Here is a 17,267-nt window from a genome sequence, read left to right as displayed (position 1 = left end):
AAGGTAAGGGACTAATATGAATATAGAAGAATTAAAAAAGGTTGCCAAGGAATGTGGCACTCCAACATATGTATTTGATGTAGCTGAAGTTAAAGAAAGAATTGGACAAATAAGACAAATAATTGGTGATAAGATAGGTCTAGTTTTTTCAATTAAGGCTAATCCATTTTTAACATCTGCTATTGTTGATGATCTAGATGGTTTAGAAGTATGCTCACCAGGAGAATTAGAAATTTGTGCTAAATATAAGATAAATCCTGATAAAATCATATATTCAGGTGTGCATAAATCAGACAAAGATGTTAAGAGAGCTATTGAATATGGTGTAGGCCAAGGCGGTAGAGTAGGTACATTTACAGCTGAATCTCTTCGTCATGTGGAATTAATTCAGAAGTATGCTAAGACTAAGGTTAATGTAATCTTAAGACTTAATGGTGGCAACCAGTTTGGTATGAGCAAGGAAGATTTCCTTTATGTAATTGATAATAGGGATAAATTCGACAAATTAAACATAAAAGGTATTCACTTCTTTACAGGAACTCAGAAAAAACATAGCTCTAAGCAGTTGAAGGAATTGGCTAAAGTTACAGATTTTCTTGAATTAATAGAGAAAGAACATGGCTTTAAAATGGAAAGAGTTGAATATGGTCCTGGGGCTAAAGTCCCTATTTTTGCAGAAGATGACTACTCAGACACACTTCTTCCACTAAAGGAAATTAGTGATGAATTAAATAAAGTTTCAGATATGGGTTATGAAGTAACAATTGAAATGGGTAGATTTCTTGCAACATTCTGCGGTTATTATTTAACTAGCATAGTAGATATGAAGTCTAATAAGGGTGTGGATTTTGCCTTTATTGACGGAGGTTTAAACCACATTAATTACTATGGTCAGATGATGGGAATGAAGGTGCCTAAGCTCTATAATTTAAGCAGTGACGAATACATTTTTTCTTCACAGGACCTACAAGATAAGGACACAAAGAAGAAGTATTGTTTATATGGTAGCTTATGTACAACTAATGATGTGATAGTTAGCCAATTACCAATAGATTTAAAAATGGGAGATGTACTTGCATTCTTTAACATGGGAGCGTACTCTATTACAGAGGGAATTTATCTCTTCTTAAGTCGTACAATGCCAAGAGTAGTGTTATGGGATAATGGTATAACAATGGCTAGAGATTTCGTAGAAAGCTACGAGATAAATTCAATACAATAGAAAAGAGGAATTATAAATGGAAGAATTAATTGAAATTTTACAGGACGTTAAAGAAGACGTTGATTTTGAGAATTGCACAACACTTATTGATGATCATATCTTAGATTCATTTGATATCTTACAGATTATATCAGCACTTTCAGATGAATATGATATTTCTATTCCTGCAAGTGAAATTATTCCAGCTAATTTTAATAGCGCTAAGGGATTACTTGATATGGTAAACAGATTACAGGAAGACTAATATTTAAACAATAATATGTGAAAAAGTGCGTGTATTTGGAGTCTTTTGTAGACTTTTGAATGCACGCATTTGTTTATATCTCATAAAATAATTGTCTGATTTGTGACAAATTTGTGAAAAAAGTAAAATGTTTATTAATGAGTACAAAAATCTATTGCATATACTAATATGTTATGTTAAACTTGCAAAAGTTTGAGAGATGCCTTATTTAGGCACTTTTAAACCTTTATAGATGGGTGGATTCCCGAGTGGCCAAAGGGGACAGACTGTAAATCTGCTGGCACTGCCTTCGAAGGTTCGAATCCTTCTCCGCCCATTTGCATGATATTCTGCAGGTAGTAAAGCAATCCTGATACCTTATTAATCGAAAGATCGATTCCCAAGAATAAGGAAAGGATGCATCGTTAGGATAACTTAGGCTACGCCAGATTAGCATGTAATAATCACAAGAATTTGAAAAAAAGCATTGACTTAATTCCTTTCTCGTGATACCATATTCAAGGTCTGATTCATCAGACGTGTAATTGCTAGAGATAGCAGTTATGCCGGTGTGGCGGAACTGGCAGACGCACAGGACTTAAAATCCTGCGGGACTTATACTCCCATACGGGTTCGATTCCCGTTGCCGGCATTTAATAAATAATGTGATATTTAAACATTGCACCTAAGAATTTTATATTCTTAGGTGTTTTTCTTTTTTCTACAATAAGTAATGTCTATTGTTCTTAAATGTCCAAATTATTCATATTCGTCTATATAATTATATCGTAAGTGAATGTTTATTACAGATACTTGAATAAATGCCTCTTTAATAGTAAAATTAAACTATTAATAGAGAGGAGGGGGCATCGTGAAAGTAAAGAGATTATTTTCGATTATGCTTATATGTCTTTTTTCTACAAGTGCAATTTTAACTTTGGGGGCATGTAGTAAGAAAAAGACATCTATAGCTGAGTACACTAGTGGAGAAGTGGCAGCAGAATCTGAGGAGACAACACAGCCTAAGACTGATAAGGTTGATATTGTAAATACAGATTCAAAATCAAGACCATTTGCGATTTCTATTAACAATGTATATCCAGCAACAACAGTACAAAGAGGGTTAAATAGTGCTTATCTTATTTATGAGATTCCAGTTGAAGGTGGACAGACAAGATTATTATCTTTCTTTAAAGATGTTACGGATGATATTCAGGTAGGTACTGTTAGAAGTGCTAGACATAATATGCTAGATTATTGTTTTGAATCAGATGCTATTTTTGTTCATTTTGGTGGAAGTGATTGGGCTATTTCACAGATTGATAGCACAGGCATTTCTGATATTAATGGTATGTATGATTCGCCATTCTGGAGAGAGAATCCTAGAAATCTTGCAACAGAGCATACAGCTTATACATCAACAGCTAAGCTTTTAGATTATGCTAAGGATTCTAAGGGCTTTGAGATGGAAAGTGATAATGCAAGCGATACACTAGTCTTTAATTATAATCCATCAGATGTGGATCTTTCTAGTAAGGCAGATGTTACAAGCGCTAATACAGTATCAGTAACTCTTGGTGGAGCTCAGACAACAACATTTACATATGATGCAGAATCTAAGATGTATTTAAGAGCTAACAATGGTACAGATGCAGTTGATTATGGTACAGGTGAGCAGTTTAGTGCCAAAAACGTTATTGTGCAGAATATTTCATATGGTTACATGCCAGATAATTACTGCCTTGATATTGATACAATAGGATCTGGTACAGGTCTTTATATTACTAATGGTTATGCAGTACCAATTAATTGGAGCAAGGCAGACAGACACTCAAAAACAGTTTATACATATGCACAAACAGGGGAAGAAATAGAACTATCAGATGGTAGAACATATGTGGAACTTCATTCTACAGAATTTGGTCTTGATGTAGAATAATGGTTAATCTGTAGATATTTAAAAATGCAATTGTTATAATGAGTACTGTATTGTTACAGTACTCATTTTTTATGGAGAAGGATATTGGGTGATGCTAGATTTAGACGGAAAATTATCGGTAGTTATGCCAGCATATAACGAAGAAACTCTTATATATGGCAATTTAATTAAGACAGTAGAAATTGTAAGTAATTTCGTAGAGGACTTTGAAATAGTTGTGGTTAATGATGGAAGTAAGGATAACACCTTAGAAGAAATCAAAAGGGCAGCAAGAAAGGATGGTCGTATTAGACCGGTTTCGTATGGTAAGAATCGTGGTAAGGGGAACGCGATTATGGCTGGTGTAATGCAATCAGATGGAGAATATATAGCTTTTGTTGATGCAGATTTGGAACTTAATCCGAGTCAGTTAGAAGGCTATTTAGAGAAGATGATAACAGACAATAAGGATGTGGTTATTGGCTGTAAATTTCATAAAGATTCTAAATTAAAGTATCCATTTAAACGAAAGGTAATTAGCATGGGTTATTATTTAATGCTATTATGCTTGTTTCATTTAAATGTAAAGGATACACAGACGGGTTTAAAGGTATTTAGAGCATCTGCTATAAAACCGGTGGGCCATTTAATTAGAACAGCAGGATTTGCTTATGATATAGAATTGTTAGTTGCAGTTCACAGAAGAGGGGCTAAGATTGCACAGATGCCAGTTGAAGTTGTATTTGTGCGTGATAAGGGTGTTAATAGAATTGGACTAAAGGATATATTTAGAGCCTTTGTAGACACCTGGAAGATTTTTTATAGAGTCTATTTTTTACATTATTATGATGAAAAATAGGGGGAGTATTAATGTACATATTATGCAGTATAATTATATGGGCTTTGATAATTGCATGCTTTTATGCCTTTAATAAAAAGTCATGCTTTTGGAAAGATGATTTTGAAAAAAATGGACAAAGAAATAGAGTGATTAAAATATCAACTATTGTTCTAACTATGATTCTTGTGTTAGTTCCAATGGGCTTTAGCCCTACATGGAATGGTAGGAATGAAAATCATCATAATCAATATGAGTTACTTGCAAGAAGCTTTCTACATGGACATCTTTATCTAGAATTTGATGATATTGATGAGAAACTTCTTACAATGGATAATCCTTATGATTACGAGGCACGATTAGATGAAGGTGTTAAGGTTCATTGGGATAGTGCTTTTTATAATGGAAAGTATTACATGTATTTTGGTGTTGTGCCTGTATTGGTATTTTTTCTTCCCTTTAGAATGATTACGGGAATGGACCTTCCAACAATTATGGCTACAAGAATAATGGTGGCTTTATTTTTGCTGGGATTATTCCTACTCTTTGATTTACTTAAAAAGAGATTCTTTAAAAACACTCCCTTAATGCTTAATATGCTTTTATATCTAACGATTTCTCTGCTTAGTCTTTGGTATATTATGGATGCACCAGAGCTTTATTGCACTGCTATTGCAGCAGCTATATGTTGTCAGATTTGGAGTCTTTACTTTCTTATACGTGGAGTATATGTTGAGACTAGTCTTAAGAAAGTAAGAATTTATGCCTTAATAGGAGCATTATTTGGCGCCCTTAGTTGGGGATGTAGACCAACAGTTGGTTTAATATGTCTTGCCACAATTCCTATTGTTATTAGATTCATAAAAAAATGCCTTGCAGGAGAATATATTACTAAAAGTAAGGCTAAGATTAAAAATGCAGTGATTACCTTGTTTATAGCCATGATTCCTTACTTGGTTGTAGCTCTAGCTTTAATGGTGTATAATCAGATTAGATTTGAGAATCCATTTGAATTTGGACAAAGCTACCAGATGACAGTAGCAGATCAGACAGCTTACGGTTCTTTCTTTGAGGAATTTGATCTGGTTAGGGTAATTAATGGATTGGCGGACAATTTTATTAAATATAAGAATGTTAAGAAAGAATTTCCATTTATAGGTTTCTCTGGAATATTTGTGGAATTTCCAATGTTATTAGTGGTATTTGCAGTATTTTTTAGACGCGTGCGTGAAAAGCTATCAAAGGATGGTATCTATTTATTTACTATGATACTTAATTTTATCCCTGTAATTATTACTATAACATCAATACTTTGGACTCCATATTTGCTTGAAAGATATAAGATGGACTTCTTATTTTTGATGGGAGTGAATGCATTTATTTGCATAGGTGCTCTATCAGAAACAATAGATGCTAGATTTAAAAATAACTTTAGAAGAAATATTGCGTATTTGTGCCTTATTACAATAATGACAGTATTTCTGCTTTTTGTTACACCTTATGATAGTAATTTCACAGGATATTCAACTAAAACTCTAGGGGAAATTTGTAAGGTGCTATTTTTTGGTCACAATTTTAACTAATGAAAAAACATTACATTTTATAAAAATTTCATCTTACATTTATTAAAAATTAGAGTTATAATAATCCGCAGTCACAAAAATTGGTAGTTGATAAAAAACATTCAAAAAGTGATTAGAGTATTGATTTTGTATACAATCAAGAGTAGAATACTCAAATTGTAAGAACAAGTTAATTACTATTAATTAACAGAAGGAGTAAATTTATGGTTAATTCTATAATTTTATGCCTACCATTTGTGGGATTATTGTTATGTATAGCTCTATTTCCTATTTTTAAAGCTGAATGGTGGGAAAAGTATAAGGGAATTGCAGTAGCATTTTGGATTATTGTTTTTGCAATTCTATTCACAATTCATAATAGTTTATTTGGAACAGCTGAATCTATGTTAGAAAGTTTCTTTGGAGACTATGTAACCTTCATTGTTCTATTATTCGGTTTATATTGTGTTGCTGGTAACATTTCTTTTGATGGTGACTTAGCTGGTTCACCAGGTGTTAATACAGCACTCTTAATTATAGGTACTTTCCTTTCAAGTATAATTGGTACTACAGGTTCATCAATGCTTATGGTAAGACCTATTATTAAGATGAATTCATGGAGAAGACATAAGAGTCATATTATGATTTTCTTTATATTTATGATTAGTAACTTAGGTGGTGCACTTACACCTATGGGTGATCCACCACTTTTAATGGGCTTTATGAGAGGTGTTCCATTCTTCTGGAGCTTAAATCTATTCCCTGTATTCATATTTAACGTAATTGTATTATCTATTATTTTCTATTTAATAGATAGAAAGAGATACAGAAGAGATTTAGCTAGAGGACGCAGACCAGATCTTAGCAAGCCAGGTACAGAGATTAAGTTCTCAGGACTTCATAACTTAATTTTCCTTGTTATGATTGTAGTTGCTGTTATCTTAAGTGGTGTGCTTCCTACAATGTCAGCATTCCAGAATGCAGAAGGCGAAGTTTTAGGACTTCATATTCTTGGTGAAGTAACATTTACATATCCAGCAATTATTGAGTGTGTAATTATTCTTCTTGCTGCTCTTCTTTCATTTAAGACAACTAAGAAAGAAATCAGAGAAAGAAACCACTTTACATGGGGTGCTATTGAAGAGGTTGCAATCCTTTTCATTGGTATTTTTATTACAATGGCTCCAGCCCTTACACTTCTAAAGGCTGTAGGTCCTGATTTAGGTTTAACTAAGCCACTTCAGATGTTCTGGACAACTGGTGCGCTTTCAAGTTTCTTAGACAATACACCAACATATTTAGTATTCCTTACAGCTGCAGGAACACTAGGATATCAGGCAGGTATAGCAACAACAGTTGGTACAATTCCAACTCATATGTTACTTGCAATCTCATGTGGTGCAGTATTTATGGGTGCTAATACATATATTGGTAATGCACCAAACTTTATGATTAAATCAATATCTGATGAAAACGGTATTAGAATGCCAAGCTTCTTTGGCTATATGAAATGGTCAATAGGTATTCTTGTTCCTGTATTCATACTTGATACTTTGGTTTTCTTCTTATAGGAGGTTAGAGTATGGGCGAAAATGAAAAGATAAAAAGTAAATATACAGAGGCTGATTTTGCTAAATTAGCTGAACGTATATATGAATTAGATAAAAAGGTTTATACAGCTACGGGCTCAAACCTAGGTAGATTATTTAGCGATGACAAGCAGTCATCTATTGAAGAAATTATGGAGACTATAGCAGAAAGCCATAAGTCTCACGCTTCAAGAAGTATTGTTGCCTTAATTGGTAATATGGCTCGATCAATTAAGAAAAAGGATTACGCAACATGGAAGTCTATTATGATTGAATATGATAGTATCATTAAGCAACTACAGGATATGTCAGTTGGTTTTGGTGGCGTTGAAATTCTTGATTACGAAGCAGCTAAATTATCAGATGTTAGTAAGACAGTAGAAACAGAAGAAAAACATCATAGAATTATCTGCATTAATAGAACATATGGTAGTGCCGGAACAGAAATTGGTTTTGGCCTTGCAGATAAATTAAAATGCAATTTTTATGATGCTGAAATTTTCCAGGAAGTTATTAACAATCTAGGACACGGTCGCAATGTTAATGATATTAAGAAATCAACAGACATTGGCTATAAATATGATAGAAAGCGTTCAAGCATTTACTATGAGAAAAATTCTGATCAGTTAAAATATCTTCTAACTAATTTGAATAGATATCATGGTTTACCTTTAAAGGATGCAATATTCTTTAAGATTAGTGAAATCCTTTGTGATAATGCTAAAGATAGAGATTTTGTTGTTATGGGTAGATGTGCTGATGCAATTCTTACTAATAACCATATTCCACATATTAGTATCTTTATTACAGCTCCAGAAGATGAGCGTATTAAGAGAATGATGGAAATTAATGGAACAGATTATAAGACAGCTAAGAAGCACTTAAGAAAAGTCGATAAATTCAGAGCTAAGTATTATAAGTATTATACTAGCAAGGATTGGTATGAGGCTAATCAATATGATTTCTGTATCAATAGTTCTAGATATGGTATCGAAGGAACTATCGATTTTATAGCAGAGATTGTAAATAACGGATGTAAATAATTTTAAAAATCTGATATAATTGTTAGGTAGTATGGTGATGCTTTAATTAGCATCACCATTTTAATTTATGAACTAGCTAGTATGGAGATATATAATGTATAATTTTGATTTTGATGTATGCGCTATAATAGTGAGTATTGTTGTTATAGTCTGCATGCAGGTTATTAAAGACAGAAAAAGGCACGAGAATAGGGTTTTTGAGTTAATAGTCTATAATGGTCTTATTTGTTCAATTCTAGATATAGTTTTTGTTTGGGGAATGAATAAGCCAGGAAGCGTTAATTTTCCTATAGTTTACCTAGCGACGACGCTATATTTTATAATTCATAATGGTGTAATTTACTTGCACTACATATACGTAAATATGGTTTCAGGTGCTTTTTATAAGACACCAAAGACAAGGTATGTGCTTCTTGGAATACCATATTTATTTAATGTGGCACTTGTAATTCTTAACGTATTCAATAATATGATCTTTTCAATAGATAATAATATGAATTACGTGAGAGGACCATGGATGATTTTTATTTATGGAGTATCATGCTTTTATGCTTTTATGTTTATTGGGCATATGTTCTATTACATTAAGGTAATTGGTGTAAGAAAAGTGGTTATTCTATTTACATTCATTCTTGGTGGAATTATAGCTATAGTGGTCCAGTATTTCTATCCTAGGATTTTGATTGAGCTATTTGTTCAGTCAATAGTTTATGTATCGGTAATGCTTACTCTTGATGATGAGGCAAGTCATAAGGTGCTTGAATACAATGTCTATAGTAGAGACACTTTTAAGCGAGATGTAAATATCCTAATTGAAAGTAATAATAAGTTTGGAGTACTTATTATAAAATTTACTAATATTGATGGATATATGTCAGTTCTTGGTATAGACCAGATAAATGCCAGTTTAAAAAGGGTGGCAACATGGTTAAAGAGCATTGATAAATCAGCTGTTGTATATTCGCTTAATATGGGTGTTTTTGCAGTTGTATTAGCAGGCGAAAACCGTAACAAATCAGAATATTTTTCATATACTCTTAATACTAGATTTAGAGAGCCGTGGAAAATAAACGACATTGATATTGAATACAATGTGGTGATTTATGAGGTGAGTGTTCCGGATAATCTTAATAGGGTTGAGGAATTATTATTGCTTGGTAATGTGGAAGCCGGTAATGGACAGAGGTTAACATTTATTTCTGGCAACGGGCTTGAGGAGATAAAGAGACGTTTAAAAATCGAACGTGCCGTAAGAAAGGCCCTAATTACTAACCAGTTTAAGGTTTATTACCAACCTATCTGGGACAGAAAGAATAACAAGATTAAATCGGCAGAGGCGCTTCTTAGATTATACGATCCAGACATTGGTGCCATTAATCCTGAGGAGTTTATTAGAACTGCTGAGAAAAATGGTTCTATTATAGGTATTGGAGAATTTGTATTTGAAGATGTTTGTAGATTCCTTGGTACTAACGATGTTAAGAGTCTTGGAATTGATTATGTGGAAGTTAATTTATCTCCAGTTCAGTGCATGCAAAGAGACTTAACGGATCGTTTTACAGACATTATTAAAAAATACAATGTGGATATAACAATGCTAAATCTTGAAATCACAGAGACGGCAGCAGTTGAAAATACTGAGGTTATGAAACGTACCATAAGAAAGTTGCGTGATTTAGGTTTTGCCACATCAATTGATGATTTTGGAGCAGGTTTTGCTAGTATGAGTAGCGTATTTAATATTGATTTTAAGCTACTTAAGATTGATAGAGAAATATTATGGAGAGCTCTAGAGGATGAAGAAGCAATGATAATGCTCAAGAACACAATTGAAATGGGCAAAAGAATGGGAAGAAAAATCGTCCAGGAAGGTGTAGAAACCCGCGAACAAAAGGAACTTATGGAGGAATTAGGTTGTGACTATTGTCAGGGCTTTTATTTTTCTAGACCAATTCCGGAGGATGAATTTATTGAGTATGTAAAGAGGTTTAATGGGATAGACAACTAGTAGAAACTTATTACATTTTTTTAATTTGTATAAAGGATTTAAAGATGGTATTATATACCAGCAAAAGGTTTAAAAAGGGAAAGGTTAATAGTTGTTTATGAATTTGGAAGATAGTAATGAACCTATAATTGATGCGGCGTATATTGAACGAAGCATCGTAAAAAAATTTAGAAAACCCATTTGGAGACAGTTTACTAAAGCCCTTAATGAATATGATTTAATTAAGGATGGAGACAAGATAGCTGTTTGTATTTCAGGTGGTAAGGATTCTATGCTTCTTGCTAAGCTTTTCCAGGAGCTTAAAAAGCATGGACGAAACAATTTTGAATTAGTTTTTCTTGTAATGAATCCGGGTTATAACGAAGTTAACTCGAAGAAAATCGAAGAAAATGCTAAGTTATTAAACATTCCAATTCAGGTTTTTAAGACTGAGATTTTTGATACTGTTGCAGAGATAGTGGAAAGCCCTTGTTATCTTTGTGCAAGAATGAGACGTGGATATTTATATTCTAAGGCTAAGGAATTGGGATGTAATAAGATTGCTCTTGGGCATCATTTTGATGATGTTATTGAGACAATTCTTATGGGTATGTTATATGGAGGGCAGGTACAGACAATGATGCCGAAGCTCCATAGCACTAATTTTGAAGGAATGGAACTAATAAGGCCTATGTATTTAATTAGGGAAGAGGACATTAAACATTGGTGCGCATACAATAAATTGACCTTTATTCAATGTGCCTGCAGAATGACTGAGGCTGTGGCTAATAACGATGCGAATCTCACTTCTAAGAGGGCAGAGACTAAGGCTCTAATTAAGGAGCTTGCAGCTAAAGACCCTATTATTGAGAAAAATATTTTTAGAAGTGTGGAGAATGTCAATGTAGACACAGTTGTGGCATATAAGAAAAAGGGAGTAAAGCATCACTTCTTAGATGAGTATTAAAATGAATAAGAAAGACAGGAATTTAAAATGATTAAGACTAGATTAGTAAAGCTATTGTCAAACTCTAAGAAATATATATATCTAAATATTATAATTCAGTGGGTTTCACTTGTAGCACAGATGTTAGCTATTTTTACATTAACTAGTTTTGTAGCAGATGTGTTTAGTGAAAGCGTTCCATCAGCGCTGCATAATGTGGCGATTGAATGGGTTATTGTGGATGTTGCTGGAATCCATGTTAATTACACAATGCTTTTATTAGTACTTGTTACATTACTTTTATTGGTTATTATTAGAATGATTTCGGACAAACTTCTTGCTAGAATCAATTATCTATCTAGCGCTAACGTAAAGAAAGTATTAAGAGATAAGATCTATGATAAATTGCTTAGACTTGGTCCTTCATATAAGGAAAGTGTTAGCACAGCAGAAGTTGTACAGCTTAGCACTGAAGGCGTGGAACAGCTTGAGACATATTTTGGAAAATATTTACCTCAGTTATTTTATAGCCTACTTGCTCCAATAACATTATTTATTGTATTAGTTAATATTAATGTTAAGGCAAGTGTTGTGTTATTAATATGTGTACCACTTATTCCTATTTCTATTGTAGTTGTGCAAAAAATCGCAAAAAAACTACTTAGCAAATATTGGGGTATCTACACAGAATTAGGGGATTCATTCCTTGATAATTTAAATGGCCTTACAACTCTAAAGATATATCAGGCTGATAAAGCTAAGGCAGAATTAATGGATGAAGAGTCTAATAGATTTAGAAAAATCACAATGAAAGTACTAACAATGCAGCTAAATTCCACATCTGTTATGGATATTGTGGCATATGGTGGGGCAGCAGTTGGTATGATTGTTGTTATATCAGAATATTTTAAGGGAAATGTTGGATTAGCAGGAGCTCTTTCAATTATTCTACTTTCTTCTGAATTTTTTATACCACTTAGATTACTTGGCTCATATTTCCATATTGCTATGAATGGAATGGCAGCTTCAGATAAGATTTTTAGATTGCTTGATTTAGAAGAACCTGCAAAGGGAAGCAAGGACTTAGTTGATTCTAAAGAAGCAACAATTAATTTTATGAAGGGTGAAAAGGCTGATTCTATAAGTATTCTTATGGAGAATGTAAGCTTTGGATATGATAGTGAAAGACAGATTCTAAAGGGAATTGATCTTACACTTCCAGCTAACAGTTTTATCTCTTTAGTTGGTGAATCAGGAAGCGGTAAGAGTACAATTGCCGCAATTCTTACAGGTAAGCTAAGAGATTTTAAGGGTACAATTAAAGTAAACGGAATTAATATTGAAGAAATAAGACATGAAAGCTTATTAAGCAATATTACATTAGTTAAAAATAACAGTTACCTATTTAAGGGAACAGTTCGCCAAAACCTCTTACAGGCTAATGCAGATGCAAGCGATGAGGATATGTGGGAAGTTCTTAAAAGTGTAGACTTAGATGAAGTCTTTAAGGACAGAGAAGGACTAGATACTCTTATTAACGAGAGAGCAACTAATTTATCAGGTGGACAGGCTCAGAGATTATGTGTTGCTAGAGCGCTTCTTTGCGATACACCAATGTATATTTTTGATGAGGCTACATCTAATATTGATGCGGGCAGTGAAGAAATAATTATGAATTTAATTCATAAATTAGCTAAAGTAAAAACAGTTCTTTTAATATCACACAGATTAAAGAATGTTGTAAATTCTGACTGCATTTATATGTTAAAGGATGGTCAAATTGTAGAGGCTGGAACTCATAATGAACTTATCCTTAATATTGATAATAAGGCTGGAAAAACTAAGGGATATGGCGAATATGCTAAGCTTTATAACGCTCAAGATGCCCTAGAGAATTTCCATACAAAAAACGCTTCTGATATTAATGTAATTGATACAAGAAGTGGCGTTTGTCTCTATAACAGTGAAGAGGATATTGAACAAAAGAGACAACAGGAATTAGAAGAATTAAGACAACAAAAAATCCTTGAAGAGGTAAGAGATAAGGAACAAAGACAGGAAGCCTTCCTAAAGGTTCGTAACTCTTTATATGAAATTAAGGGATATAAAAAGCTTAACCACTATGAAACAGTTGAGCAAAATAACAACTCCGGATTTGGATTCTTTGATAATAAAGAATCACAAGAATCAGAGGAAATTAAGAATGATACTGTTAAGATGCCTGTTAATGAAAGTAAAGAAATTAACGGCTTAGTTACTTTATTTAGACTTCTTGGCTTAGTAAAGCCTTTAGCACCTATAATGCTTGGAGCTATTATTCTTGGAACAATTGGTTATATGTGCGCAATATCAATTTCGATTTTTGCCACAGGTATTATTACTCAATACTTTGGATCCCACTTTGAAGCTAATGGTGTGGTGGGAGATTTGGTTTGTGGTTTATCAGACAGCCAGAGAAATACAGCATGTATTATTCTTTTTGTGATAGCTATTCTTAGAGGATTTTTACATTATGCTGAACAGTATTGTAACCATTTTATTGCATTTAAGCTTCTTGCAATAATAAGACATAAAGTGTTTGCAGCCCTTTCAAAGTTAGCACCTGCTAAGCTTGATAGTAAGGATAGAGGAAATCTAATATCAGTTATAACATCTGATATTGAATTACTTGAGGTTTTTTATGCACATACAATTAGCCCGATTGCTATTGCTGTTTTAGTAAGTGTAATTATGCTTGTATTTTTTGGACATATTTCAAGTATTGCTGCTGTAATTGCAGCGCTTGCTTACATTACAGTTGGAATTATTATTCCTTTAGTTACAAGTAAGTTAAATAAGAAATTAGGTCAGGATTATAGAAAGAATTTTGGTGATTTAAACAGCTATTGCCTTGATTCATATCGAGGACTTGATGAAACAATTCAGTATAATGCTGGTTTAACAAGAAGACTTAACATGGCTAAGATGTCTAATAGACTATCAAAAATCCAGTTAAGACTTAGCAGAATTGAGGGAAGTTCAAAGATGTGGACTAACCTTTGCATTTACCTTGCATCATATATTATGTTTGTAACAATGTTATTCCTTGCAGATAATAACGCTATTACATACACACAGTGCATTATAAGCACAGTGGCTATGCTATCTTCCTTTGGACCTGTAACAGCATTATCATCGCTTTCTAACACATTTACTAATACACTTGCTAGTGCAAAAAGAGTAATTGCCATAATAGATGAGAAGCCAGAAACTGAGGAGATAACAGACTCTAAGGATATTATAAAGACTAATACTGGATTAAAAATAGTTGCCGATAAAGTTTCATTTGCGTATAATGAAAAAGAAATATTGCGTGACTACAATGCTTTTTTTGAAAAGGGTAAGATTACAGGAATTTATGGTAAGAGTGGATGTGGTAAGTCTACATTGCTTAAGCTAATTATGAGATATTACGATGTTTCAAATGGTAGTATCAAGATTGAAGATAGTGATGTTAAGGATATTAACACAGTATCTTTAAGAGATAATCTTGCTTTTGTTAGTCAAGAAACAGAATTGTTTAATGATACAATTGCAGCAAATATTGCTATTGCTAAGGCAGATGCCACGAGAGAAGAGATCATTGAGGCAGCTAAGAAAGCTTCCCTACATGACTTTGTAATGAGCCTACCAAAGGCTTACGATACAGTTATTGGAGAATTAGGGGATGCCTTATCTGGTGGCGAGAAGCAAAGAATAGGTGTGGCTAGAGCATTTTTACATGATGGTAATGTTATATTAATGGATGAGCCAACATCTAATCTTGATTCTTTAAATGAAGGTATAATCCTTAAGTCTTTAGCAGATAGTTGTAAAAATAAGACAATAATAATTGTCTCTCATAGGGATTCAACTATGAATATTGTAGACAACAAGATTTTAGTCTAACTAAAAGCCTTGTGAAGATGGAGGTAATGTAATAATGGCGTCACAATATAGTTGCGATTATTGCAATAATCTAGTATTCGATGAAGAACTAGAAGAATATGTATGCGATGTTAATATGGATGAAGACGACTATGCACGTCTATTAAATTCAAAATATAAGAATTGCCCATATTACCAAAGCAACGACGAATATAAAGTAGTAAGACACCAAATGTAGCAAGTGCTTTAGCACTTGCTACTAGGCGTCAGCCCCATTGCCGAAGGCAATTCTAATGGCTGATGTTCATGTGTAATTTTTGGGAAAAATAAGAGGTGAGGGTATGGATGATAAGAGATATGCAGTTTTAATTGATTCAGATAATATTTCTTCAAAATATATTCGAAGTATTTTGGATGAAATGACTAAATACGGAGTTGTTACATATAAAAGAATTTATGGTGACTGGACAAGTCCACAATCAGGAAAATGGAAGAAGGAGCTTATGGAAAATTCCATAACTCCTATCCAGCAGTTTAGAAATACAGTAGGTAAGAACGCTACAGATTCTACTTTGATTATTGATGCTATGGATATCCTTTATACTCATAGCGTCAATGGTTTTTGCATAGTAAGTAGTGATGGAGATTTTACCAAGTTAGCAAGTAGACTAAGAGAGTCAGGTATGGAAGTTATTGGTATGGGAGAGAATAAGACTCCTAAATCCTTTAGAGCGGCCTGCTCTGTATTTACAGATCTTGAGCTTATTGTTGATCAGAATGAAGATGAGGTGGAAACTGATACTAAGCAGATTAAAAAGCCTAAGAATATCTTGAAACAAAGTGTTGTAGAGAATGCTATAATTGAGATAATTACTGAGAATGACAATAAGGGAAGACAAAGTGGACTAGGTGAAATTGGCAGCAGACTTCAGAAAAAATATTCAGATTTCGATGTAAGAAATTACGGATATAGCTCATTATCTAAGTTCCTTGAGGAAATAGAAGGCTTTGATGTAATTAATATTAATAATACAGTTATTGTTAGACTTAGAGAAGATTTGTCAGTTAGAAAACACGTAACAGATTTTGCAATAAAAAGTATAGAAGATACCAATGGAACTGGAATGGAGCTTGGTGCTCTAGGACAGCGTATTCACGGCAAATATCCTAATTTTAAAGTTAAGGAATATGGTTATTCTACACTTTCTAAATTTATAAATAGCATCAAGAGCTTAACAATTCGAGATGTTGATGGTCGAAAGATTGTCTTGTCTGTGGATGAAGAAGATTTTAAATAAGCCTTTGATGCACATAGAAAGGATTATTTATGGAAAAAATAGCAAGTTTTACAGTAAATCATATAGACCTTCTTACTGGTGTATATGTTTCAAGAAAAGATCATGTAGGAGATGAAGTAATCACAACATTTGATCTACGATTTACAAGACCTAATGTTGAGGCACCTATGGATAACCCTGGAATTCATACAATAGAGCATTTATGGGCAACATTTTTTAGAAATCATGAAGAATGGGGTTCTAAGACAATTTATTTTGGACCAATGGGATGCAGAACAGGTTTTTATTTGATTTTTGCTGGTGATTTAAAATCAGAAGATATAATTCCAGTTCTTAGAGAGGCAGCAGATTTTGCACTTTCATTTACAGGAGAAATCCCAGGGGCAACTCCAAGAGATTGCGGAAATTACCTAGATAACAATCTTAATTTAGCTAAGATTTATGTTAGAAAGTTTAAGTCAGAAGTTCTTGATAGACCAACTTTAGATAGACTTAGTTATCCAAATTAATAAGCTTCCTAGTATTGGTTAAGATTTTTAAGTCCAATGGCATATATATAATGTTTGTAAAGATATGAACTAAATATTATTAGGCATATAATAAAGAAATGACTAATTATAACAAGAAAATTCATTGATATCTTTAACATTATTAACTTTTGCTGAAATTTACTTGCATTAGTTATGAATTTAATGTATTTTATTTAAGAACGAAACGCAAGAACACGGCGGTTCG

Annotated in this window: 12 protein-coding genes, 2 tRNA genes and 2 pseudogenes; all 16 read left to right on the top strand. The window is 33.0% G+C overall.

The genetic code is table 11. The features are described 5' to 3' along the window. Nucleotides 1-16 precede the first annotated feature (16 nt). Nucleotides 17-1,222, top strand: coding sequence for a diaminopimelate decarboxylase family protein (locus T537_RS0104995; protein WP_031556579.1), 1,206 nt, complete (start codon nt 17-19; stop codon nt 1,220-1,222). A 16-nt stretch (nt 1,223-1,238) separates the two neighbouring features. Further along, nucleotides 1,239-1,466 carry an acyl carrier protein gene (locus T537_RS0104990; RefSeq protein WP_027437173.1) on the top strand — a complete coding sequence of 76 codons (228 nt, stop codon included), beginning with the start codon at nt 1,239-1,241 and terminating at the stop codon, nt 1,464-1,466. Between the two features lie 234 nt (nt 1,467-1,700). Further along, nucleotides 1,701-1,782: transfer RNA gene (locus T537_RS0104985), tRNA-Tyr, on the top strand. Between the two features lie 228 nt (nt 1,783-2,010). Beyond that, nucleotides 2,011-2,097 (top strand) — tRNA-Leu (locus T537_RS0104980). 219 nt (nt 2,098-2,316) lie between these two features. Beyond that, nucleotides 2,317-3,384 (top strand): DUF3048 domain-containing protein, encoded by a 1,068-nt coding sequence (locus tag T537_RS0104975; protein WP_031556578.1) that lies wholly within the window; start codon nt 2,317-2,319, stop codon nt 3,382-3,384. 91 nt (nt 3,385-3,475) lie between these two features. Next, nucleotides 3,476-4,222 (top strand): glycosyltransferase family 2 protein, encoded by a 747-nt coding sequence (locus tag T537_RS0104970; protein WP_031556577.1) that lies wholly within the window; start codon nt 3,476-3,478, stop codon nt 4,220-4,222. 11 nt (nt 4,223-4,233) lie between these two features. Beyond that, nucleotides 4,234-5,784: a hypothetical protein gene (locus T537_RS0104965; protein ID WP_031556576.1), complete on the top strand. Its 1,551-nt coding sequence runs from the start codon at nt 4,234-4,236 to the stop codon at nt 5,782-5,784. Nucleotides 5,785-5,987: 203 nt separating this feature from the next. Beyond that, nucleotides 5,988-7,334: a sodium:proton antiporter gene (locus tag T537_RS0104960; protein ID WP_034210067.1), complete on the top strand. Its 1,347-nt coding sequence runs from the start codon at nt 5,988-5,990 to the stop codon at nt 7,332-7,334. Nucleotides 7,335-7,345: 11 nt separating this feature from the next. Beyond that, nucleotides 7,346-8,395, top strand: coding sequence for a cytidylate kinase-like family protein (locus tag T537_RS0104955; protein ID WP_051554879.1), 1,050 nt, complete (start codon nt 7,346-7,348; stop codon nt 8,393-8,395). A gap of 94 nt (nt 8,396-8,489) precedes the next feature. Further along, the gene (locus T537_RS12360) at nt 8,490-10,403 is read left to right on the top strand and encodes an EAL domain-containing protein (RefSeq protein ID WP_051554877.1); all 1,914 of its coding nucleotides are present in this window, start codon (nt 8,490-8,492) and stop codon (nt 10,401-10,403) included. A gap of 142 nt (nt 10,404-10,545) precedes the next feature. Further along, nucleotides 10,546-11,349, top strand: a pseudogene (locus T537_RS0104945) (tRNA 2-thiocytidine biosynthesis TtcA family protein); the annotation flags it as partial. Between the two features lie 27 nt (nt 11,350-11,376). Beyond that, nucleotides 11,377-13,236: pseudogene (locus T537_RS13225) on the top strand (ABC transporter ATP-binding protein/permease); the annotation flags it as partial. A 309-nt stretch (nt 13,237-13,545) separates the two neighbouring features. Beyond that, nucleotides 13,546-15,255 (top strand): amino acid ABC transporter ATP-binding/permease protein, encoded by a 1,710-nt coding sequence (locus tag T537_RS13220; RefSeq protein WP_081775430.1) that lies wholly within the window; start codon nt 13,546-13,548, stop codon nt 15,253-15,255. A gap of 34 nt (nt 15,256-15,289) precedes the next feature. Beyond that, the gene (locus tag T537_RS0104935; protein ID WP_027437167.1) at nt 15,290-15,472 is read left to right on the top strand and encodes a DUF6472 family protein; all 183 of its coding nucleotides are present in this window, start codon (nt 15,290-15,292) and stop codon (nt 15,470-15,472) included. A gap of 103 nt (nt 15,473-15,575) precedes the next feature. Then, nucleotides 15,576-16,532, top strand: a complete 957-nt coding sequence (locus T537_RS0104930) for an NYN domain-containing protein (RefSeq protein WP_027437166.1) — start codon at nt 15,576-15,578, stop codon at nt 16,530-16,532. 29 nt (nt 16,533-16,561) lie between these two features. Beyond that, on the top strand, nt 16,562-17,041 hold the full coding sequence (locus T537_RS0104925) for an S-ribosylhomocysteine lyase (protein ID WP_027437165.1): 480 nt from the start codon (nt 16,562-16,564) through the stop codon (nt 17,039-17,041). Nucleotides 17,042-17,267 lie beyond the last annotated feature (226 nt).

Origin of the sequence: Lachnospira multipara LB2003 (assembly GCF_000702205.1) — a bacterium.
Classification (GTDB): Bacteria; Bacillota; Clostridia; order Lachnospirales; family Lachnospiraceae; genus Lachnospira; species Lachnospira multipara_A.
This window is presented reverse-complemented; position numbering and strand designations above follow the sequence as displayed.

Excerpts from the sequence above, each read along its gene's own strand:
- T537_RS0104995 (WP_031556579.1), top strand. The coding sequence starts at position 17 with ATGAATATAGAAGAATTAAAAAAGGTTGCCAAGGAATGTGGCACTCCA.
- T537_RS0104990 (WP_027437173.1), top strand. The coding sequence starts at position 1,239 with ATGGAAGAATTAATTGAAATTTTACAGGACGTTAAAGAAGACGTTGAT.
- T537_RS0104970 (WP_031556577.1), top strand. The coding sequence starts at position 3,476 with ATGCTAGATTTAGACGGAAAATTATCGGTAGTTATGCCAGCATATAAC.
- T537_RS0104965 (WP_031556576.1), top strand. The coding sequence starts at position 4,234 with ATGTACATATTATGCAGTATAATTATATGGGCTTTGATAATTGCATGC.
- T537_RS0104960 (WP_034210067.1), top strand. The coding sequence starts at position 5,988 with ATGGTTAATTCTATAATTTTATGCCTACCATTTGTGGGATTATTGTTA.
- T537_RS0104955 (WP_051554879.1), top strand. The coding sequence starts at position 7,346 with ATGGGCGAAAATGAAAAGATAAAAAGTAAATATACAGAGGCTGATTTT.
- T537_RS12360 (WP_051554877.1), top strand. The coding sequence starts at position 8,490 with ATGTATAATTTTGATTTTGATGTATGCGCTATAATAGTGAGTATTGTT.
- T537_RS13220 (WP_081775430.1), top strand. The coding sequence starts at position 13,546 with ATGCCTGTTAATGAAAGTAAAGAAATTAACGGCTTAGTTACTTTATTT.
- T537_RS0104935 (WP_027437167.1), top strand. The coding sequence starts at position 15,290 with ATGGCGTCACAATATAGTTGCGATTATTGCAATAATCTAGTATTCGAT.
- T537_RS0104930 (WP_027437166.1), top strand. The coding sequence starts at position 15,576 with ATGGATGATAAGAGATATGCAGTTTTAATTGATTCAGATAATATTTCT.
- T537_RS0104925 (WP_027437165.1), top strand. The coding sequence starts at position 16,562 with ATGGAAAAAATAGCAAGTTTTACAGTAAATCATATAGACCTTCTTACT.